This window comes from Pseudomonas sp. WS 5410 (assembly GCF_012985645.1).
Lineage (GTDB): Bacteria > Pseudomonadota > Gammaproteobacteria > Pseudomonadales > Pseudomonadaceae > Aquipseudomonas > Aquipseudomonas shahriarae.
In genome coordinates, this window is sequence record NZ_JAAQWS010000016.1 from 1 (window position 1) to 16,820 (window position 16,820).

Annotated in this window: 19 protein-coding genes; all 19 read right to left on the bottom strand. The window is 59.2% G+C overall.

The features are described 5' to 3' along the window. Positions 1-3,643, bottom strand: a 3,643-nt coding sequence (locus HBO24_RS21325; RefSeq protein WP_170060246.1) for a phage tail protein, incomplete at its 3' end; no start/stop codon positions are given. Positions 3,644-3,700: 57 nt separating this feature from the next. Continuing rightward, on the bottom strand, positions 3,701-4,279 hold the full coding sequence (locus tag HBO24_RS21330) for a tail assembly protein (RefSeq protein ID WP_170060247.1): 579 nt from the start codon (positions 4,277-4,279) through the stop codon (positions 3,701-3,703). Continuing rightward, positions 4,276-5,031 carry a C40 family peptidase gene (locus tag HBO24_RS21335; protein WP_170060248.1) on the bottom strand — a complete coding sequence of 252 codons (756 nt, stop codon included), beginning with the start codon at positions 5,029-5,031 and terminating at the stop codon, positions 4,276-4,278. The genes HBO24_RS21330 and HBO24_RS21335 overlap by 4 nt, the downstream gene beginning before the upstream one ends. Positions 5,032-5,034: 3 nt before the next feature. Further along, positions 5,035-5,784, bottom strand: coding sequence for a phage minor tail protein L (locus HBO24_RS21340; RefSeq protein WP_170060249.1), 750 nt, complete (start codon positions 5,782-5,784; stop codon positions 5,035-5,037). A gap of 10 nt (positions 5,785-5,794) precedes the next feature. After that, the gene (locus HBO24_RS21345) at positions 5,795-6,133 is read right to left on the bottom strand and encodes a phage tail protein (protein ID WP_170060250.1); all 339 of its coding nucleotides are present in this window, start codon (positions 6,131-6,133) and stop codon (positions 5,795-5,797) included. A 2-nt stretch (positions 6,134-6,135) separates the two neighbouring features. Then, complete coding sequence (locus tag HBO24_RS21350) at positions 6,136-9,438, bottom strand: phage tail tape measure protein (RefSeq protein WP_170060251.1); 3,303 nt, start codon at positions 9,436-9,438, stop codon at positions 6,136-6,138. 52 nt (positions 9,439-9,490) lie between these two features. Next, complete coding sequence (locus HBO24_RS21355) at positions 9,491-9,901, bottom strand: hypothetical protein (RefSeq protein WP_170060252.1); 411 nt, start codon at positions 9,899-9,901, stop codon at positions 9,491-9,493. A 20-nt stretch (positions 9,902-9,921) separates the two neighbouring features. Then, complete coding sequence (locus HBO24_RS21360) at positions 9,922-10,344, bottom strand: hypothetical protein (protein ID WP_070996042.1); 423 nt, start codon at positions 10,342-10,344, stop codon at positions 9,922-9,924. Positions 10,345-10,461: 117 nt separating this feature from the next. Further along, the gene (locus HBO24_RS21365; RefSeq protein WP_170060253.1) at positions 10,462-10,740 is read right to left on the bottom strand and encodes a DUF1799 domain-containing protein; all 279 of its coding nucleotides are present in this window, start codon (positions 10,738-10,740) and stop codon (positions 10,462-10,464) included. Positions 10,741-10,787: 47 nt separating this feature from the next. Then, a complete protein-coding gene (locus HBO24_RS21370; RefSeq protein WP_170060254.1) occupies positions 10,788-11,168 on the bottom strand; it encodes a phage tail assembly chaperone in 381 nt (126 codons plus the stop codon). 3 nt (positions 11,169-11,171) lie between these two features. After that, entirely contained in the window at positions 11,172-11,828 is a 657-nt protein-coding gene (locus HBO24_RS21375) for a phage tail protein (protein ID WP_170060255.1), read from the bottom strand. 71 nt (positions 11,829-11,899) lie between these two features. Further along, a complete protein-coding gene (locus tag HBO24_RS21380) occupies positions 11,900-12,316 on the bottom strand; it encodes a phage tail terminator-like protein (protein WP_170060256.1) in 417 nt (138 codons plus the stop codon). Further along, positions 12,313-12,948, bottom strand: coding sequence for a hypothetical protein (locus HBO24_RS21385; protein WP_170060321.1), 636 nt, complete (start codon positions 12,946-12,948; stop codon positions 12,313-12,315). Before HBO24_RS21385 ends, HBO24_RS21380 begins: the two co-directional genes overlap by 4 nt. A gap of 17 nt (positions 12,949-12,965) precedes the next feature. Further along, positions 12,966-13,337 (bottom strand): hypothetical protein, encoded by a 372-nt coding sequence (locus HBO24_RS21390; RefSeq protein ID WP_170060257.1) that lies wholly within the window; start codon positions 13,335-13,337, stop codon positions 12,966-12,968. Between the two features lie 17 nt (positions 13,338-13,354). Continuing rightward, positions 13,355-13,858 (bottom strand): DnaT-like ssDNA-binding protein, encoded by a 504-nt coding sequence (locus HBO24_RS21395; RefSeq protein ID WP_170060258.1) that lies wholly within the window; start codon positions 13,856-13,858, stop codon positions 13,355-13,357. 59 nt (positions 13,859-13,917) lie between these two features. Continuing rightward, positions 13,918-14,508 carry a hypothetical protein gene (locus tag HBO24_RS21400; protein WP_170060259.1) on the bottom strand — a complete coding sequence of 197 codons (591 nt, stop codon included), beginning with the start codon at positions 14,506-14,508 and terminating at the stop codon, positions 13,918-13,920. Positions 14,509-14,554: 46 nt separating this feature from the next. After that, the gene (locus tag HBO24_RS21405; protein WP_170060260.1) at positions 14,555-15,517 is read right to left on the bottom strand and encodes a major capsid protein; all 963 of its coding nucleotides are present in this window, start codon (positions 15,515-15,517) and stop codon (positions 14,555-14,557) included. A 12-nt stretch (positions 15,518-15,529) separates the two neighbouring features. After that, positions 15,530-16,258 carry a hypothetical protein gene (locus HBO24_RS21410; protein ID WP_169998781.1) on the bottom strand — a complete coding sequence of 243 codons (729 nt, stop codon included), beginning with the start codon at positions 16,256-16,258 and terminating at the stop codon, positions 15,530-15,532. 226 nt (positions 16,259-16,484) lie between these two features. Next, positions 16,485-16,802: a hypothetical protein gene (locus HBO24_RS21415; protein WP_262381543.1), complete on the bottom strand. Its 318-nt coding sequence runs from the start codon at positions 16,800-16,802 to the stop codon at positions 16,485-16,487. Between the last annotated feature and the right edge of the window lie 18 nt (positions 16,803-16,820).

A 16,820-nucleotide genomic window follows, 5' to 3' on the forward strand; every position in this document is an offset into this window, starting at 1 on the left:
TAACACCATTTTCGTCATAGACCTTGCCACCTCGGTTATTAATCACCTGCCTGGCCTGCCCACCGAATGCGCCATTAATCTCAAACGTCCCATCGAAGAACAGCTTCCAGCCACTGGTACCAGCGACATAGTTGTTCGATTGGATGTAGTTGCCGATCTTGGCATTGGTGATGGTGCCATCTTGGATAAACGCGGCTTTAATAAACGTCTGGCCGTCCGTTACGGCAAAAGGAATCGTGCCGCCCTGCCCAAGGGCGAACATATCCGCATCAATAATGAACTTGGACTGCAAGCCGCCAGGGCCGTCTTCTAGGCCGAGCCCCACACCAGCATATTTATATTCACCTGTAGCCGAGGTGTACTGCAGGCGCACCGACCATGTAGCAGAAACCTTTCCGTCGACGTCCTGAATAGCTTGGGCGTTCTGTGCGATCGACAGGTTGGCCCCATTGAGATTGGTTTCTACGGTCGTAATCTGCTGGCCAAGCACCCCATCTGCCGCTACCCGAGCGGCCGTTTCCGTTTGTATAGCGGTAGAGTTGCCTCCAACTTGCGCGCCAAGAGTAGTGATTTGCTGAGCCAGGGCAGTGTCGGCAGAGACTCGCGCCGTGGTCTCGGTTGATATCGCGGCGGTGTTGGCATTTACCGAGGCTTCAACCAAGTCAGTGCGCTTGCTTTGAGCGTAATCACCCTCGGCAATCGCAGACCATACGGACCACACGCCCGCGCTGACAGTGTTGTCGCCGGCGTTGGTGGTCGTGTCGCCTGCATAGGTTGGATTGACCTGAGCGTAAACCCCATCAACCTTTTCAGATGTTGCAACCAGCTTGCCATCGACCTCGGCGATATCCAGGGTGTTCTGGTGGACCTCGCCCGCAAGCGCATTGGCCTCTTCGAGAGTTGAACCGATGTCCTTCCACGGGGCTGCCGGAGGAGCGATCCCCACAGCTACCGGCCCTTCTGCCTGATAAATCCGCTGTCCTTGGCGGACCATATCGCCTTTAACGTAGGGTTTCTCAGGGTCGTATGCCAGAGCGTCGGCGAAGTCTTGAACAGCCTGATCGATCCTGGCGTTGACGGATCCGGGGCCACTACCGTCGATCAAGTCGATTCGGTCGTTGAGCTCTTTGCTGATAGCGCTCTCGTCAACTTTCCCTTTGATCTGCTCAAGAATCGGCCCAGCATCAGAGCTGGCCTGGCCCATCACGCCATTACCGATCGGATAGAAAGGCCCCACGTTGCCAGTGCGATCCACCAGGCGCGCCCAGAAGAACAGGGTTGCACCAGCCAGCAGCGATTGCATGCGGTAGTCAGCCTGCGGGTAAGCCAGGTCGGCCAGCTTGGTCGACGCCCCCAAGTCGTTCGCAGGGCCATACCAGACCTCGGTACGCTGGGTGTCTTCTGCACCTGGTAGGAAACCCCACTTGATGCCGATCCCGAACAGTTCGCTAGTGGTGGTCAGAAACGCCACCGCCGGCGGCAGACCGACCTTCCCCTCCAGGTTGGTCAGGTTTGAGCTCTTCCAAATCGAAGAGATCTCGAAGGCGCTCACTGAACGCACCCGGGCCAGATAGGCGCCCGAGTAGATGCCAGTAACGTCCACGCTCGTCGAGCCAGTGCGCTGCAGCTTGATCCAGTTGCCGCTGTCCTTGCGCCACTCCACGTCATAAGCGACCGCACCAGGTACGGATGGCCAGGAGATGTTCATGGTGCTGATTGCCAGGCCTTGGTCGATCGCGAGGTTCGACGTGATGTCGACGCTCGCAGGTGCCGGCACCACTGTGATCGGCACAACACTGATTGGGCGTTCTTCAAGGCGTGCGCCAGTGTCGATACTTGGAAACTTGCTCGGCTCGTACTGCAGTGCACTGATGTCGTAGTCGCCCTCCGGGGTCCGGGCGGTCCTCATAACCCTATACAGAGGAATAGCCAGATCATCGGCGTCGATTGCCCACTGAAGCTGCGCGGCCGGCGCCTCGCTGTAGGCAACAGTCACAGTTACGTTGCGGCCGCTCACGCTTTCCACTGTGCGCCCTTCCGCCCGCCCGCCGGGAAGGTTAATCACCAGCCGGTCACCGGCCTTGGCCAGGGTATCGCGGTCCAAGGTGACGACCTTCCCCGCCGCGGCTGCAATGCGCCCGCCTATCTCCCGGCCCGCCAACAGCGAGTCGGCCACGGGGATAATGAACCCAGGCAGCGGAATACGGCCTTCCATGCCGGTCCTGAAGCTGATGGTGCGGTCCTGGTTGTTGCTCAGCACCAGCCACTTAGCGCGGCGCTGGGCCTCAGATGCCCGAGTGCAGCCGATGGCACTGATCTCCGTCGGCTTGTCGCCCAGGCGGCGCTGCAGCGGCAAGTCGGAATAGACCGTGACATCGGTGTCGTAGTTGTTCAGCGGGTTGTCGTAGCTGACAAGGCAGCGCGTAAAGCGAGTCTTCGCCGATGCGCTGCCATAGGAGATCTTGCCGTCGATGACATTCGACCGGGTGAAGACGTAGTCCATGTCCTGTGCCCGAGGCATGTCAGCCTGCATCACCAGTTGGCCCTGAGCCCAGTACGTCATGCCGCGATAGATGCCGGCAATGTCCCGCAGCAATGACCATGCATCGGCCTTTCCCTGCAGGTTCATGTCACACAAGAAGCGCGGCTCAACGCCGCCGGCACCATCGGACACCAACTGATCGCAATATTGTGAGATGCGGTATAGCTCCCACTTGTCCACCATCCACGGCTTGATTCGGCGACCCAGTCCGAAACGATCCTGGGTGCAGATGCCGTAGGTGACCCAAGCCGGGTTATTGGTCCACGCCTCTTTCATTGTGCCATCCCAGGCACCGGTATATGTCCGCGCCACCGGGTCATAGTTGCTCGGAACCTGCCAACGGCGCGCTTTGCATTTCACGGTGACGGCCGGGATGTTGGTGAACTGCTCGGCGTCGAACTCGACGAACAATAGCGCGGTGTTCGGGTAGCGCAGCTTTGCGTCGATCACCTGGGTGTAGCCGGCGATGAACAGGCTGTCGGCAACTTTGTCAGTGCTCTGCGAGTTGGGGGTGATTCGGCGAACACGGATCAGCCAGCCGCTGGCAGCCGGCGGCAGGTCGACGCGTAATGAGCGCTCGTAGCGCGTGGTCGTCTTACCGTCCATGGCACCTAACAGAACCTGCTGGTAGGCGCCGCCATCAGTTGCCACGTCGACCGCATACTCGACGCGATAGCCGTTGATGTTGTTTGCGCCATCCTGGCTCGCCAGTCGCGGTGTGGCCAGGCGAATACGCGCCGCAGAGAGCTGAAGGTTAGTAAACGACTGCACCCACGGCGTGCCACTGCGCAGCTCGATATTCAGGGAGGTCTCGTTGTCGACTGACGGAATACCTGGGATGTAAGTCTGCTCAACCGAGCCTGGTCGCCAGTCCCACTTCACATTGCTGAAGTTATAGTTTCCGCTGGCGTCCTGGATCGGGGTGTTATCGAGAAAAATGTCGCGTGCGGTGGGCACACCATCGAACTCACCCTCGCCCACTGCGATGAGGATCTTGGCCACGTTGGTGGAGCGCAGGCTATCGGGTGCCTCTACCGGCGCCTTTGGCTTGCTCTCCCCACCTTTGGCACCGTGAATATCCAGATTCTGTGCTGCGCCCATGCTTTCCTCCAGGCAATAAAAAACCGCCTCTTGGGCGGCTTGCTCGACGTGTCGAGGTTATGTCTTGTCTTCGGCGTAGATAGAGGCCGAAATGATTGCACCGCCCCACCGGCGCTCACCGATGCAGATGGGGACGGGGTTGCCACTGGCCGTGGTGTTTTTCGCGCTGCCGAATGCGTAGCTGGGCATGTTTTCAGGCGCTGCGCTCTGCTTTAGGCCTGATGCCTGCGGGCTGAGCATCTGAATCACCCCCCCGGCGAGCAACGCGATACCGGCGGGCGCCGTCGGCGCGCCGAAGTAGCTGGCCGCAATCAGCACGACGCCCAGCACAATCTGCAAAATGCCGCCCCGCTTGCGACCTTCTACGACTGGGACAATCCTTATCTCCCTGGCCCCGCCCATGCCGAACTCGTCGGGCCCGACGTTTTTACGGTTGCGGAAGATGGCGAAGCGAAGACCCAGGCGGTCAAGGCGGCGAATCTCGGCCTCGAATCCGTCAATGGTGGCCTTAAGCGCCCGGAAAACTTCCCACGTATCTCCTGGGCCAACCTGGCGCCGGTGCAGCCTGCCGAACTTCTGAGCCAGCGAGCCGGACAGTTTGATGGTGGTCATTGGCGAATAAACGATGGCGCTCATCGTGCCTCCTTGTGTCGAAGAATTAAGCGTGTGCGCTGAAGCCATGGCCCGCCGTAGACAATCACCTCTGATGGCCGGCCATAGAGGTGGTGCAGGACGAAGGGCCCAGGGCCGAGCACGCCTGAATCTTCGCCTGGCAGCGATGGGTCAGTGCCCAGATAGATACCTGCATGGTTTGGGTGCGCCGTGCGGCCTACCTCCATCACAAGCATGTCGCCGCGCTGCGGGGTGTCCACTTGCTCGAAGCCGGCGGCGGCGTAGTTCGCCTCGTACAAGCTGGCGCTGTCCGCGCTCTCCCACCAGCCATCAGCCCGCTTGAAGGTCTCGAACTTAAGGCCCCACTCGCGCTGGTACCACTCTTCGCATACAGCCCAACAGTCCCACACACCATGAACAAATGGTCGCTTGAGCAGCGGCACGGCGCCAGAGGGCGTGATCGTCCTGAGGTCTCCTTCAGGCCAAGACAGAATGTGCCAGGGCAACGCCGTGGCCTCGCACATCGCCAAGTCACGCGATGATGGTCGGCTGGTGGCGTCCGGGTGTGAATGCACGATGCCAATAACCTGACCAAGGTCTTCCGCCGCGGCGTAATCCTCTGGGTCAAGCCGGAACTCTTCGTTCGGCTCCGTGGCGATATTCCGGCACGGAAAGTACTTCTGAGCCCGACCCACGACCAGCACCAGCCCGCAGCATTCTTTCGGGTACTCGGCGGCCGCATGCGCCTGGATGGCCGCAATTATGTGTTTGCGCATTCGTCAACTCCGGGCGATAAGTGAGACAGCAGGGAATCCACCGAAGGACGCGGGATTGCCTACGCCAAAGCGCGGGTCGCACCCTTTGCCTAGCGTGCCGTCGCACTCGTCGAGTTCGGGGTCATCCGTGACAACACCGTCTTTGGTGACGTAGGGGCCGGTGTAGCCACAGTTGGGGCCTCTGTAACCCCCCGTTAGGCACCAGTGACATAATGTCGTCATCTGGCGACCGATCGTCTCGCCGCCGACATCGCCCGGGCTGGCCAAGTCCCAACTGACCGACTCGCCGTCCTCGTTGGTTTTCTGGTCGACATACCAGACCTCGATCGATTCCTGGGTGGGATCCGCCGTGGGGTTGCCGCCTTCGAAGTTCACGGCGTCGAGAAACTCGGCCAGCGTATTGCGAATGGTCAGCTTGAACTCGAGCAAATCCTCGAAGGCCAAGCAGAGCGCGGTGATCCGCCCATTGACGTTGCCGACCGACAGCTTCGGCCGTACCGCGGTGCCGTCACCATTCGCCTCGCTGCCCTCGTACTGCATGGGCCAGGCGCCGTACTCTTCACCCTTCCACCAGATCGATTTGGCCGGTAACTGGTCGGCGTCGACGCCGGCGGCGATCAGTTCGGCAGGCGTGTGCGGTATCGCATGGCCGTGGAAGCGCAGGACATCGGCGCCATAATCGCTGCCGTCCAGCTCAAACAGCATGACTTCGTTGCCAGGCTCAAGAGTCTGGATAGCATTGATCAGCGACATGGATTGACCTTTACGGGTGGAAAGCGCGCTCGAACGTCGCCGTCACTTTGAATACGCCCCCGCCCATTGGCGTAGGGGTTGGGTTCTTGCAGGTGAAAAGGCCAAGCTGGCCCAGTGGAGTGGTCCAGAGGAAGGCCTTGGCGCCTTTGTGACGATCGAAGAAGGCCATCATGGCCAGAGCCGTGGCGGTGTTGCAGGTGTGGGTGATTGGGTACGTATCTTCTTTATTGTTCGGACCGTCGCCGACAACTTGCTTATAGCCCCCGCCAAATCGCGATTCCCTGATCCTATATTCAAATGTCGGCACCTCCCCGTGCTGGGTGGGCCAGGTGAACGTTTCAATCGCCATGGTTACCTCCCGTTGATGACTCGCCAGATTGAGCCGCCAGGCTGAAGGCCCTTGGCAATTGCGGTTTCCGCCTCGGTCTTCGCTGCCTGCTGAATGCCCTTGCCCAGTTGAGTGGTGTCTTCCTGCCTTGCGTTGCCGCCGTCGCCGGTCGTTTGCACGGAAACCGATACGGGGAAGTTGTAGGTGTTGCCACCGCCTCCCCCGCCACCACCGCCGCCCAGCGCACGGACACCAAGTTCGCCGCCGGCCGTCCTGGTCAGCGGCATGATTGCCTCCGGCCCGGCCTCGGCGAAGATGCCCGCGCCCTTTGCGAAGGCGAACATCTGCGGCTTGTCATGCACCTGGTTGCTGAAGCTGGAAAGGCTCGGCGAGTCGTACACACCGCCCTTGGCGTTGGCGGTAATAGCGCCGCCCATGTCGGCACCGAAGCTGGTCGCGCCTGCCCCAGCGCCGCCGCCAAACCAGGCCCCTATTGCGCTGCCGGCAATACTGGACAGCAGGCCAGACGCTGCTTGCCGAGTGGCGATACGGGCCATGTCGGCGATGATCGACTTGGTGAAGTCCGAGAACGAAAGTTTGCCGGTGATAGCAAAATTCGCGACCGCGTCTTCCATGCCGGAAAAGGCATTGGTAAACAGGCTCTTGGTCTGTCCCGCCACATCGTTGGCAGACTGCAGGTAGTTCTGGAAAGCCGAAGAGGCTCCGCTACGCCAGTCACCCTGCGCCTCCGACATCTTGTCGTAGTTGTCGACCACGGTGTCGCGGTACTTCCTTTCCGCATCTTCAAGGCTTGCCAGGTCGCGCATGTAGTCTTCCTGGCTGTACTTGTCAGGCGCTGTCTTACGGCGATCCAGCAGCTTGGCACGCTCGTCGTTGGACTTGTCCGTGGTTGCGTCGAGGCTCGCTTGCAGTGCTGCTTGCCGGTCGCCTAGGCCCAGCCCGTTTGCTGCACGGGAGCCGGCCGCTTCCAGCGCGGCGCGCTGTCGCTCCAGCTGATTGACGTAGGCCTCCGAGGCGGCCGTCAGTTGCTCCAGGCGGCCCTTCTCGTTGGTAGCGATGACCGTCAGCTGACTATCGGCATCCTTTTGAGCCTTGACCACCCCCTGACGTGCATCGGCAATCTTCTGGTCAAGCTGGATGCTCTGCGCCGCCGTTGTGCCTTTCTTGGCCTTGGCCGCTTCCAGGGCATCGATCTCAGCCTGGTACGCGGCCGTCACATCGTCCTTTTCCTGATTGATCAGGGCCGATCGCTGCTTTGCGTAGTCCGACAGCGACACCACGCCGGCCTTCTGCTGGGCCTCCAGTTCCTTTTGGGCGTTTCGGTAGTCCGTGACGATGTCGGACAGGTTGTTTTTAGCGTTATTGAAACCGGTCAGATCGACTTGAGCTGAGCCGGCCTTCGGGCCTTTGTTTTTATCGTTAAGCCCTTTAACCAAGGTATCGTAAGCACCCCCTGAGAACTTTTTACCGTCAAAATCGACACCCTCCAGAAGCTTAGACTTTTGGCCGGTCCTCTCAGCATTCTCGTAAAGCGTTCTGAATTTATCGTTGAGCTTGTCCAGCCCTGCTGTGCGCTTATTTAGAGGGTTAATCTCATCGAGCTGCGCATCCAATTCTTTTTGGATCTTAATAGCTTTCTGGTTTGCGTCGGTGTTCTCGCCAGTGATGATTGCCAGATTGGCGTTGGCTGCTTGCCTGGCTTTGAGGTTCGCGAGCTTCTTCTCCAGCGCCTCAGTAGAGTCGTCATGCTCGCCGGTACCCAAGCCTAGCGCAGTATTGAGCGAGCTCAGCCCGCTGGAGACTGCGCCGGCGAATCCGCCACCCTTGCGGGTATCCAGCACGCGCTGGGTAATCTCGATCTGCTTTGCGAGGTCTGGGAAAGCTTCCGACCTAATATATGAGTAAGCGCGTTTCGTAGCTTCCCCGACGTCGTCCCAGTCTCGCTCAATATCGGATAGAGACCCGCGATAGGCCTTGAGTCGCTCTAACGCCGCCTCATTCAAATTGCCACTCAGGACATCAAGCGCGCGCTGATGATCGCCCTGGTCATCAATCCCCTTGATCACCTGGTACTGCTCGAGGGTCAGCAGCCCATACTGGCTGCTGATTTTGCCCGCAGCCTCCGTAGCTGTATCCCCAGCAGTGGCGAATGACTTTGCGAGCTCTCCGGCACCCTGCCCCGTGATCTCGCTGATCGCTGTCGCAGCCTCAGCCAGATTGCGCATCTGCGTGCCGCTTGTGGCGGCCCCCGACGCAAGCGACACAACCGCTTCGCGCGCGCCAGATAGATTTCCAGTGATGCGCCCGGCACCTTCGGCCATATCCTTCAGGCTGGCGATTGTCTGACCGGCGCCGTTGGTGCCGCCATTGATAGCAGCATTGAACTCGCGAGCCTGCTTCATTGCATCGAAATAGGCGTATCCAAGCGACCCAAGAACGGTCACCAGTAGGCCGGCTGGAATTATCATCCCCGCCAGACTTCGAGCTGATTCGCCGGCACCCGCACCCAATTGCGCAATGGCCCGCGCACCACTCCCCAGATCGCCCGATTGCAGGGCGTTGGCGAGCTGCATCACGTTCTCTTGTGCCTGGCGAGTGCCAAGCTTCAACTTGTCGAACGCGGTTTCCGTAGCTGTCAGCCCTGCACGATCCTTGCCGATTTTTGCCAAAGCTTCGTTGTAGCGGTTGGCGTCAGTCTCGCCTAGCTTATGAAGCTCGTTGAGTGCTCGCTCACGCTCTTCAAGCTTCGCCAGCTTGGAGGTTAAGGGGTCGATTCCATTCACGGTGCGCTTCAGCGCTTCGATCCGTCGGCCCTCAACCTCTATCAGGCGCTGCTTCTGCGCCAGTTCTTTGGCTTCAGCCTTTTCAAGCCTGTCGTGGGCCTTCCCCAACTGATCCTGATACTTGACCTGGTCCTCTATCGTTACCAGTCCACCTTTCTTGGCACGCTCGAGCAATCCCTCAGCCTGGATCAGCGACTCCATGCTGGTGATATTGCCGCTCATCGCCTTGTCTAGCTGGCTGATGACATTGATCTCAGCTACCGCACTGTCGGCGGCTTTGCGACTTGCACCGGACCTGCGATCTATCGCGGCAGTAGACTTGTCGACGCCCTGTGCCACCTCACTTTCAGCTTGAGTGATCTTCTTTCCGGTGCTGGCCAGGCCATCGCCGGCTTTTCCCAGATCGACAATCGCCTTCTCCGCGCCTTCTGCCGAGTCGACCAACTTGTCCAAGTCGCCGGCAGCGTTCACCGCCTCCGATGAGTTTACGGCAATGCCCAAGGACGTGAAGTTGGTAGCCATGCTTTCTCCAGGCGTAAAAAAACCCGCTCTAGGCGGGCTTATGGAAATATATTTAGTGCTGGCTAAAGTAGCCGAAAACCGCAACAGCTATTCCTAGCAACAAAACTAGAATCGTTCGGTGGCTTCTCATGGGGCCGTACACAGCCTCGTGCGCAGAGCTTGCTTCAGCGTCAGTAATTGGCGTGATACCACTTCCGCAGTGCTTGCACTTAGACGCCTGCATTTTTACAAGTTCTGAGCAGCTAGGGCAGGCTCTCTCGCCGCTAGAGTTGACGAGAAGACCTTCTTTAATAGTTGAAGTTTTTTGTGGGTTTGGTTTGATTATTAGGTAAATGACCAGTCCGAGAACAGGAAAGAAAATCCCCACCAAAAAGCCTTCGAACGCAGATCTGTTCTTCGCGTTCGCCGCCACGGCTGTGAGTCCGGCAACAATAAGCCAGCCCAAAACGACCACCTGTGACATATCAACTTCTCCTTAAATACTTAGAAGCTGCTCGGCTGTACGGCTATCGACCCACCACCAGCAGGAATAAAAACCCTGAATTTCTTTTGCTGGCCCTGCTTCAAAACTACTGACGTTTCCATTCGTTCGGGGTTAGCTGCGCAAAGCGCTGAACCGTCCAGCGCGGCACCTAGCAACCACTCGCCTGAAGGCACCTGGAAGACAGCCTTCTCGCCAGTGTCCAGCTTCGCCACGGGTGCACCATTTAGGAAAATCGTTGCAAAACATCCGCCACCTTGAAACCCAGTGTCTCTCGTCACAATCAGCGAGCTGCCACCAGGTACTGGCTTCTGGTAACCGCTCACCCTTTCAGATGGTGCTGAACGCGCCTTGTCAGAAGGTACTGGCGATGTAGCACAACCAGCCAGCAACGTTAACGCCAGAGCACCTACGAATAATTTCATGTCGTTCCCTCGTTGAGTTATCGCGGAACTTTATCATCAACGAGTGAGCAACACGAAAGCCCCGCATGGGGGGCTCATCCCTAGGCTGCTAGTCTTCTATAGCAGTACACCGACGCTTTACCCGCCCCTGGCGCTCTCCCTCTGTTCCGCCATCACCTCCAGGGCTTCAGCCTCCATCCGCCGGAAGTCGCTGAAAATGGTTTGTCGCTGGCTGATTGGTACGCCACACATCCGAATCACACCGGAGAGAACGCTGTAGTCCATGCCTGTCGCGCCGCACGCGCCTGTGCGCCATTGGGTGCTCATGGCCTCGAAGACCTTGAAGGCGTCCCAGTTGTCCGGCCAGATGCCGACTTCCTTGTCGGGGATGTCTTGGCGGGACAAGCCGAAGGCCATCAGGTCTGCATCTGAGGGCCCTGGCTCATAAAGAGCGCGGGAGGCGCTTAGGAGTTTCCCAGGCGGGCTTCACTGAAGGCTTCTGCGTAGGCATTCAGAACAGCCTTTGGTGCCGAGTTAATCGAGTTGACGAGGATGCGCACGTTTTCAGGCGTGAATTCCTCCTCAATATCCCAGCCCACCACCACATCCAATAGCTGGTCGGCTTGCAGGGCGATCTGGGCGGCAGTGAAAGCTTTTAGGTCCATGTCCCCGACCTGCTTGCTCAGCTCGTCGTGCCGCTCGTTCCAGCCGGTATACAGCTCGGCCAGCGCGGTTCGGTCCAGGTACTTGAATTCGAACTCGACCTTTTCGGCGTTGTAGCCCGCGCGCTGGATCATCACCGGAGCCTTGAAGGTCGGCTTCTGGATCAATTTGAACTTGGCCATGGGTTACACCGTGGCCGCGTAGCGGGTTGGGCGGCCGGTCAGCGCAAGGCTGATAACACGGGTCATCAGGTTGTTGCGGGACATGGCAGGGGTCGACGTGATCGACACGTAACCGTTGTAGATAATGCTGCTACCGCCCGGCAGGTTCAGGCGAAGCAAGCGAGCCTGCTTATCATCGTCCGCCGCCTCACAGACGGCCACATATGGCTTGGACGGATCATCAGCCACGGTGAAGGTCAACGTGATGGGGTTCTTGGTAGTCGGCATCTGGCGATCGTCATCGTCAGCCAGAAAGCCAAAGGTCAGGAACTGCTGATCACCACCACTGGAGTTCATCTCCGTGATCTGAGAGATCTCGGTGAAGGCTGTTACCTCGCGGACAGAACCGATGCCGGAGCCGGCCGGGTATTGCTGAACGCTGGTGGTGTTCACACCTTCCAGGGCAAACGTGCCACTGGCGATCTCCCCAACTCGTACACCGCGACCGTCGAGGCGCGTCCAGCCAGAATTGACGGCAATGATGTCGCCCTCGGCCAGGCCATGCGCCGCAGCTGTCGCGACGGCTGGATTGGCGTTCGTCAGGGCGGTGAATGGGATCGCCGTGCCGTAGATAGACGCGATCTCAAGGGTGGCGCCGTTGGGCATTTGGATGCCGGCCATGGGTGTTTCCTCTTATCAGAAATGACAAAACCCGCTCAATGGCGGGTTCTTGGTTTGCCCAATGGGCGGAATCAGGCGGTGTCGGCTCGGTACTCGAACGACACCGGCACGGTGTATGTCGGCGGGTCTGTGATGCCTGGGCCAAGGTCGACAGGCGACATGGTTACCACCGTAACGCCGGCCTTGGTGTCTCGCGCATATAGCGGGAATAGTGCAGTCAGCTCAGCCACAAGTGGTCTCGTCTTTGTTTTGCCGGTATTGGCCGGAGCCACAATGCTGACCTGGTAGACGCCGATGAATGCGCGGTGGTCTCCGGCAAGCGTGCTGCTGGCTGTATCGCCTGGGAGCATGAACCCCCGTAGATAAGTCTCGCCGTCTGCCCGCTCATACTGGATGTTCTCGAACACAACCTTGATCGGCTCCGCCCGGGCCTTGCTCCAGGCAATCAGCTTGGCCTCGTAAATGGACGCAATGATGGCGTGGCTCATACCTGGTTGTTCCTTGTGGCTTCGTCGACGATCTGCTGGAAGCGGGCCAGAGTGATTCGGACCATGCCGCCGGGTGCCTGGGTCGAATGCCCATACTCCAGCGGGATGCCGTACGGAAGATTGTTCACGATGTAGGCCGTCTCACCAGCGGTCAGCGCCTGGACCTGTAATCGCAGCTTAGCCAGCGTCACACCGCCAACAGGATCGACCTGGTCAAGGGTGCCTTCCGCCGGCGCGCCAATGGAAAACTGCCAGTTCCCGCGGAACCGCCCACCGACGTAGTCCCTGCCGGCGACCAAGCCGTTCACATTGAAGTTCTGGTCGCGCTCGGTCTTTGTCAGGGGTTTGGCATATTTCACGCCGCGCCGCAGCTTGCCGGCCTTCGTGAAATTCGACTCGTTGAGGTTGATGATCGTATTGCGGACCGCGACCTTGAAGTCGTAGTCATCGGCGGCCCGCTTGTTCGCCTGTCGGTGAACGACGTTCGCAGCCCAAATCTCTGGATTGCCCACCGGCGACATGCGAATAACGCTGCTGCCGATCTCGATCACGATCTCGCGGATGGTCGCGTCGATACCTGCCTGGGCGCGCTCTGCGAAGTCCCGGATATTCTCGGCAAAGCTGCCGTTCATGCTCGCGTACTTGTTCGTCACGATCGTACCTGCAGTTCATACAGGATCGGAGTGCCGGCGGGGTTGACCTCTTTCAGCGGAGGGACAATTGACCAGATGCGGCCTTGGGCGATCACCTTGTCGAGCAGGCCGGGCACCCAGGCCAAGCCCTTCGCGGCGATCTTGAGCTTCTTGTCGCCCTGCCGGATGAGGCTGTTGTTTTGAAATTCGAGGCCGGTGAAGTCAAGGAGGATGCCCTGGGCGATCTGCTCGACGGTTGCTCCTGGTACTTCGCCGCCCTGCTCTGGGTCGTACTCTCCCTGCTCTGTCTTGCTGATGGTCACGGGTTGGCCGAACTCTGTGATCATCTCCAGAGCCATCACGGCCATTTCGTCGTAGAAGGTGGCCATGGTGGTCTCCGTTGTGGCTATGCGCGAACGGCGAACAGCCCGCGCTTTTGTAGGTAATCAGCAAACTGCGTAGCGCTGGGCCGATCCGGCGCCGCTGGCAGTAGCCGGTTGCTGGTGCTGGGGATCGCCGCGTACTGCCGGGTCACCGCCCCTTCAACACGATCAAGCAGAACCGCACCCTTGCGCTTCTCCACCGGGTCGATATCGTCCTGATGGATTTCGGCGGCCAGGGCCATCTGCCCGTACTGGATGCGCGCTGGCAGGTAGTTGTTCGGCTTGATCTCTTGATCCAGCAGCACCTCCCGCCGCGGCCAGGCCAGGCCCTGCTCGCTGCTGGTCTTGCGGCCTTTCCAGGTCATGCCATCCATAGCCAAGGCGGCCCGGCGCAGCAACGCTTCCTGCGCTGGAGCACCCTCAGGAATGACCGTGCCGAACTTCACGGCATACATGGCCAGGTCCTCGGCGCTCGCGTAGCTTTCCGCGTCAGGCTTGCCGGTGCCGTCCTCGATGATAAGTGTCATGCGTCAACTCGCTGGAATGGTTTGAAGATTGGCCGCCGGGCCACCGGCAGCCAGCAGTATCAGGCCTTAGGCAGATCAGCGACGAGCTTTTCCAAGGATTCTTTCGAAGCGTTGGCCCGGTACGGAACCTTGGCCTCATCGAGCTTTGCTTTCAGCGCGGCGATTTCATCGGCCTCACCAGTCGGCGGCGTGATGGCGGCTCTCTTCAGAGCTTCAACCTCATCGCGAAGCCCGTCGACTGTCTGTAGCAGACTGTCACGCTCGGCAGTCAGCTCGCCAACTGAGGCATGGATGGGGCCCAGCACTTCAAACAAGCGCAACGCCAGCTCGCCGAACTCTGGACGATGGATTTCACCAGCCTCCAGGCCATCGACCAGCAGAACCATTGCGTCACTCTCGTCTTGCAGATCGGCAAGCAGCTTGGACAGTTCGCCCGATGCGATCGCCTGCGTGCCGACAACAACAGGCGCCGGCAACTCGACCACCTCAACGTCGACACCCGCGTCTTCGTAGGCCGTGACGATTTCAGGATAGTCACCTACCACGGTCACTGTCGTTGCATCACGCTCAATGCTGCGGAATAGACCCGGGACGCGGTAACGCTTGCCAGGCTCAAAGCCGTCAAGCTGGTTTGTATAAACGAGTTTCATCGGAATCTCCGTAGCGGCCATCGCTGGCCGCTTCCTGGGGTGGTTATCAGCCGCCGACTGGTGGCGTGGTGGTGAGATTGATCATCACGCCTGCGGTGACCTTGTTGCTGTCGGAGTGCTTGACCCAGTTCGCAGCAGAGCCAACGGCCGCCAGTGCTGGGTTGGTGCCACCGGTGGACTCCTTCCAGCTATAGCCCAGCACGTCGATGTTGACGGTACCTTCGGCGCGGTAGCCGATAGCCAGGTTCTCCTCGTCGTTGACGTCGTACGAGCGGAAGCCGGGGGCCTGAGACTCGGTGATGACCACGGCGTTCGGCAGCAAGCCGAAGATGGCATCCACTGGAGCCTTGTCGGTCACCAGTACTGGCTTGCCCAGGGTGCCAGGCAGGCCGCCGTAGATCACGACGCCGGCTTCTTCGTAGACCTTGTTCGCAATCGCTTCATCAACGATGTCGAAGTAGGCAGACGAGTGCATGACCCACAGCGCGATCCGGCCGAACTTGTCACCGAATTTACGCATGCCACGGGTCAGGGTCTTCTTGCCGTCGGTTTCGATGTTGGCCGACACCACCATGGCAGCGTTCGAGCCGATGGCGGCCTTAAGTGCGCCGGTGGCGTATTCGATGAAGCCTTCGATGGTAGCATCGGCAACATCGGCGCCGATGATTTGGGAGAACTCTTCCACTGCCCGGCCGCGGCGCTTAAACGCCTCTTCGGTGGTCTGGTACGGGCCGTATTTCCATGGTGCCTTGACACCTACAGCCTCGCCAGCGCCGATTTTCTTGGCGGTGACCTTGCCGTCGGAGTTGACATCGCGGTGCTCCAGACCGCCGCCGAGTTTGTAAAAGGCACGCTTGCGGAAGTCGCCCTGGATCAGCTCGTTGTCGAGAACGATCGCGCCGTTGGACGATGCGTTGAACACATCCAGGTTGTCCTGGACTCGCTCCAGGTATGCGGTCTGCGCCTCATCGTTGTAGATGATCAGGTCGCTGTTAACGGTTGTAGCCATGGGTAAATCCCCTTACTTGGGCAATTGCAGATATGCGGTTTGGCCGTGCTTGCGCTGGAAGTCGCGCTTCTGCTCGGAGGTCATTTCGGAGCGCTTGAATGCAGCCTTGCCGCCACCCCCGCCCGGGGCAAATGTCCCTGAAGCCCTTGGCCACAGGTGAGGTGCGCTTTCACGCAGAGATTCCGCCCATTCGAGCGGAGTCAGAGGGGTCTTGCCGTCTTTACCGAGGATGACCTGGCCGGATTCATCAACGGCGACCGCATCGCCATCTTCGTTAAGGGTGAAGACGCCTTTGGCGCGCAGGATGATGTCGTCGGTTGCTTCAGGTAGAGCGCCGGCTTTCAGTGCTGCGCCGCGTACCGAGTCGCCCAGGACTTTGCCCTGGAACTTGGCGGCGAAGGATTCGGCCTTCTCGGCGCGCTCGCTGATGGCCTTCAACTGCTTGTCGTAGTCACCGCGCAGGCGCTCTGTGCGGCGGTTGAAGACCTCGTCCACCTTACCCTCGGTCAGCAGCTTGGTTTCTTCATCCTGGCCGGCACGACTGAGCAGGCCTTTGACTGCGTCGATGTCGATACCTTCAAACTGGGTTTCGAACTGGGTCAGCTTGCCGGAGGTTTCCTTCAGCTTGCCCAGCAGTTCCGAGTTCTTGGTTTTCAAACCGGAAACAGATGCTTCAACGGCAGTCGCGATAGCGGCCTTGATTGCCGGGTTTTCCAGGTCGATTTCGTTTTCTTCTGCCACGTTGATGCACCCCTTGGGTTTGGTCGCCCGCTTTGCAGGCATAAAAAAACCCGGCTCATGGCCGGGCTTTATATGGAATTTAGCGTCTGGGTATTCGCTCTGACTCAGGAACACTTTGATTGATACGCTTCAACATCGGCATCAACGCTCCATGAAGGCCTGTCTTGGTAGCTTTTCGAGCAGCGAGCTGCGCTTGAATCAGGTGACCTGGTCCGTTGTAGATTTCCTAGAACGTGCCGTCTCTATTCATTCGAATGCCCAAGTAATAGTCCGGCACATGATGCACGGGGAATGTGAGGCTGGTTCCGAATGTTGTTTTGATCTGCACGTTACGGCCATCATCCGTTACCGCATCATGATGTCTGGTGAGGCCTTCATTGAGGGTCAAGCCATAAGCGAGGCTCGCAACCACCTCTCCAATATCGCCGACCAGGCGGCCATCCGGCGTGAATGGTTTTCCGGGGTAGGCTTTCTGGAGCATAGAAACGGCCTCGAAGAGCCCTTTCAGTGCCTGCTCTATTTGTCCCTGAATCGCTTGCTCCATGATGGCTCCTTGATAAGA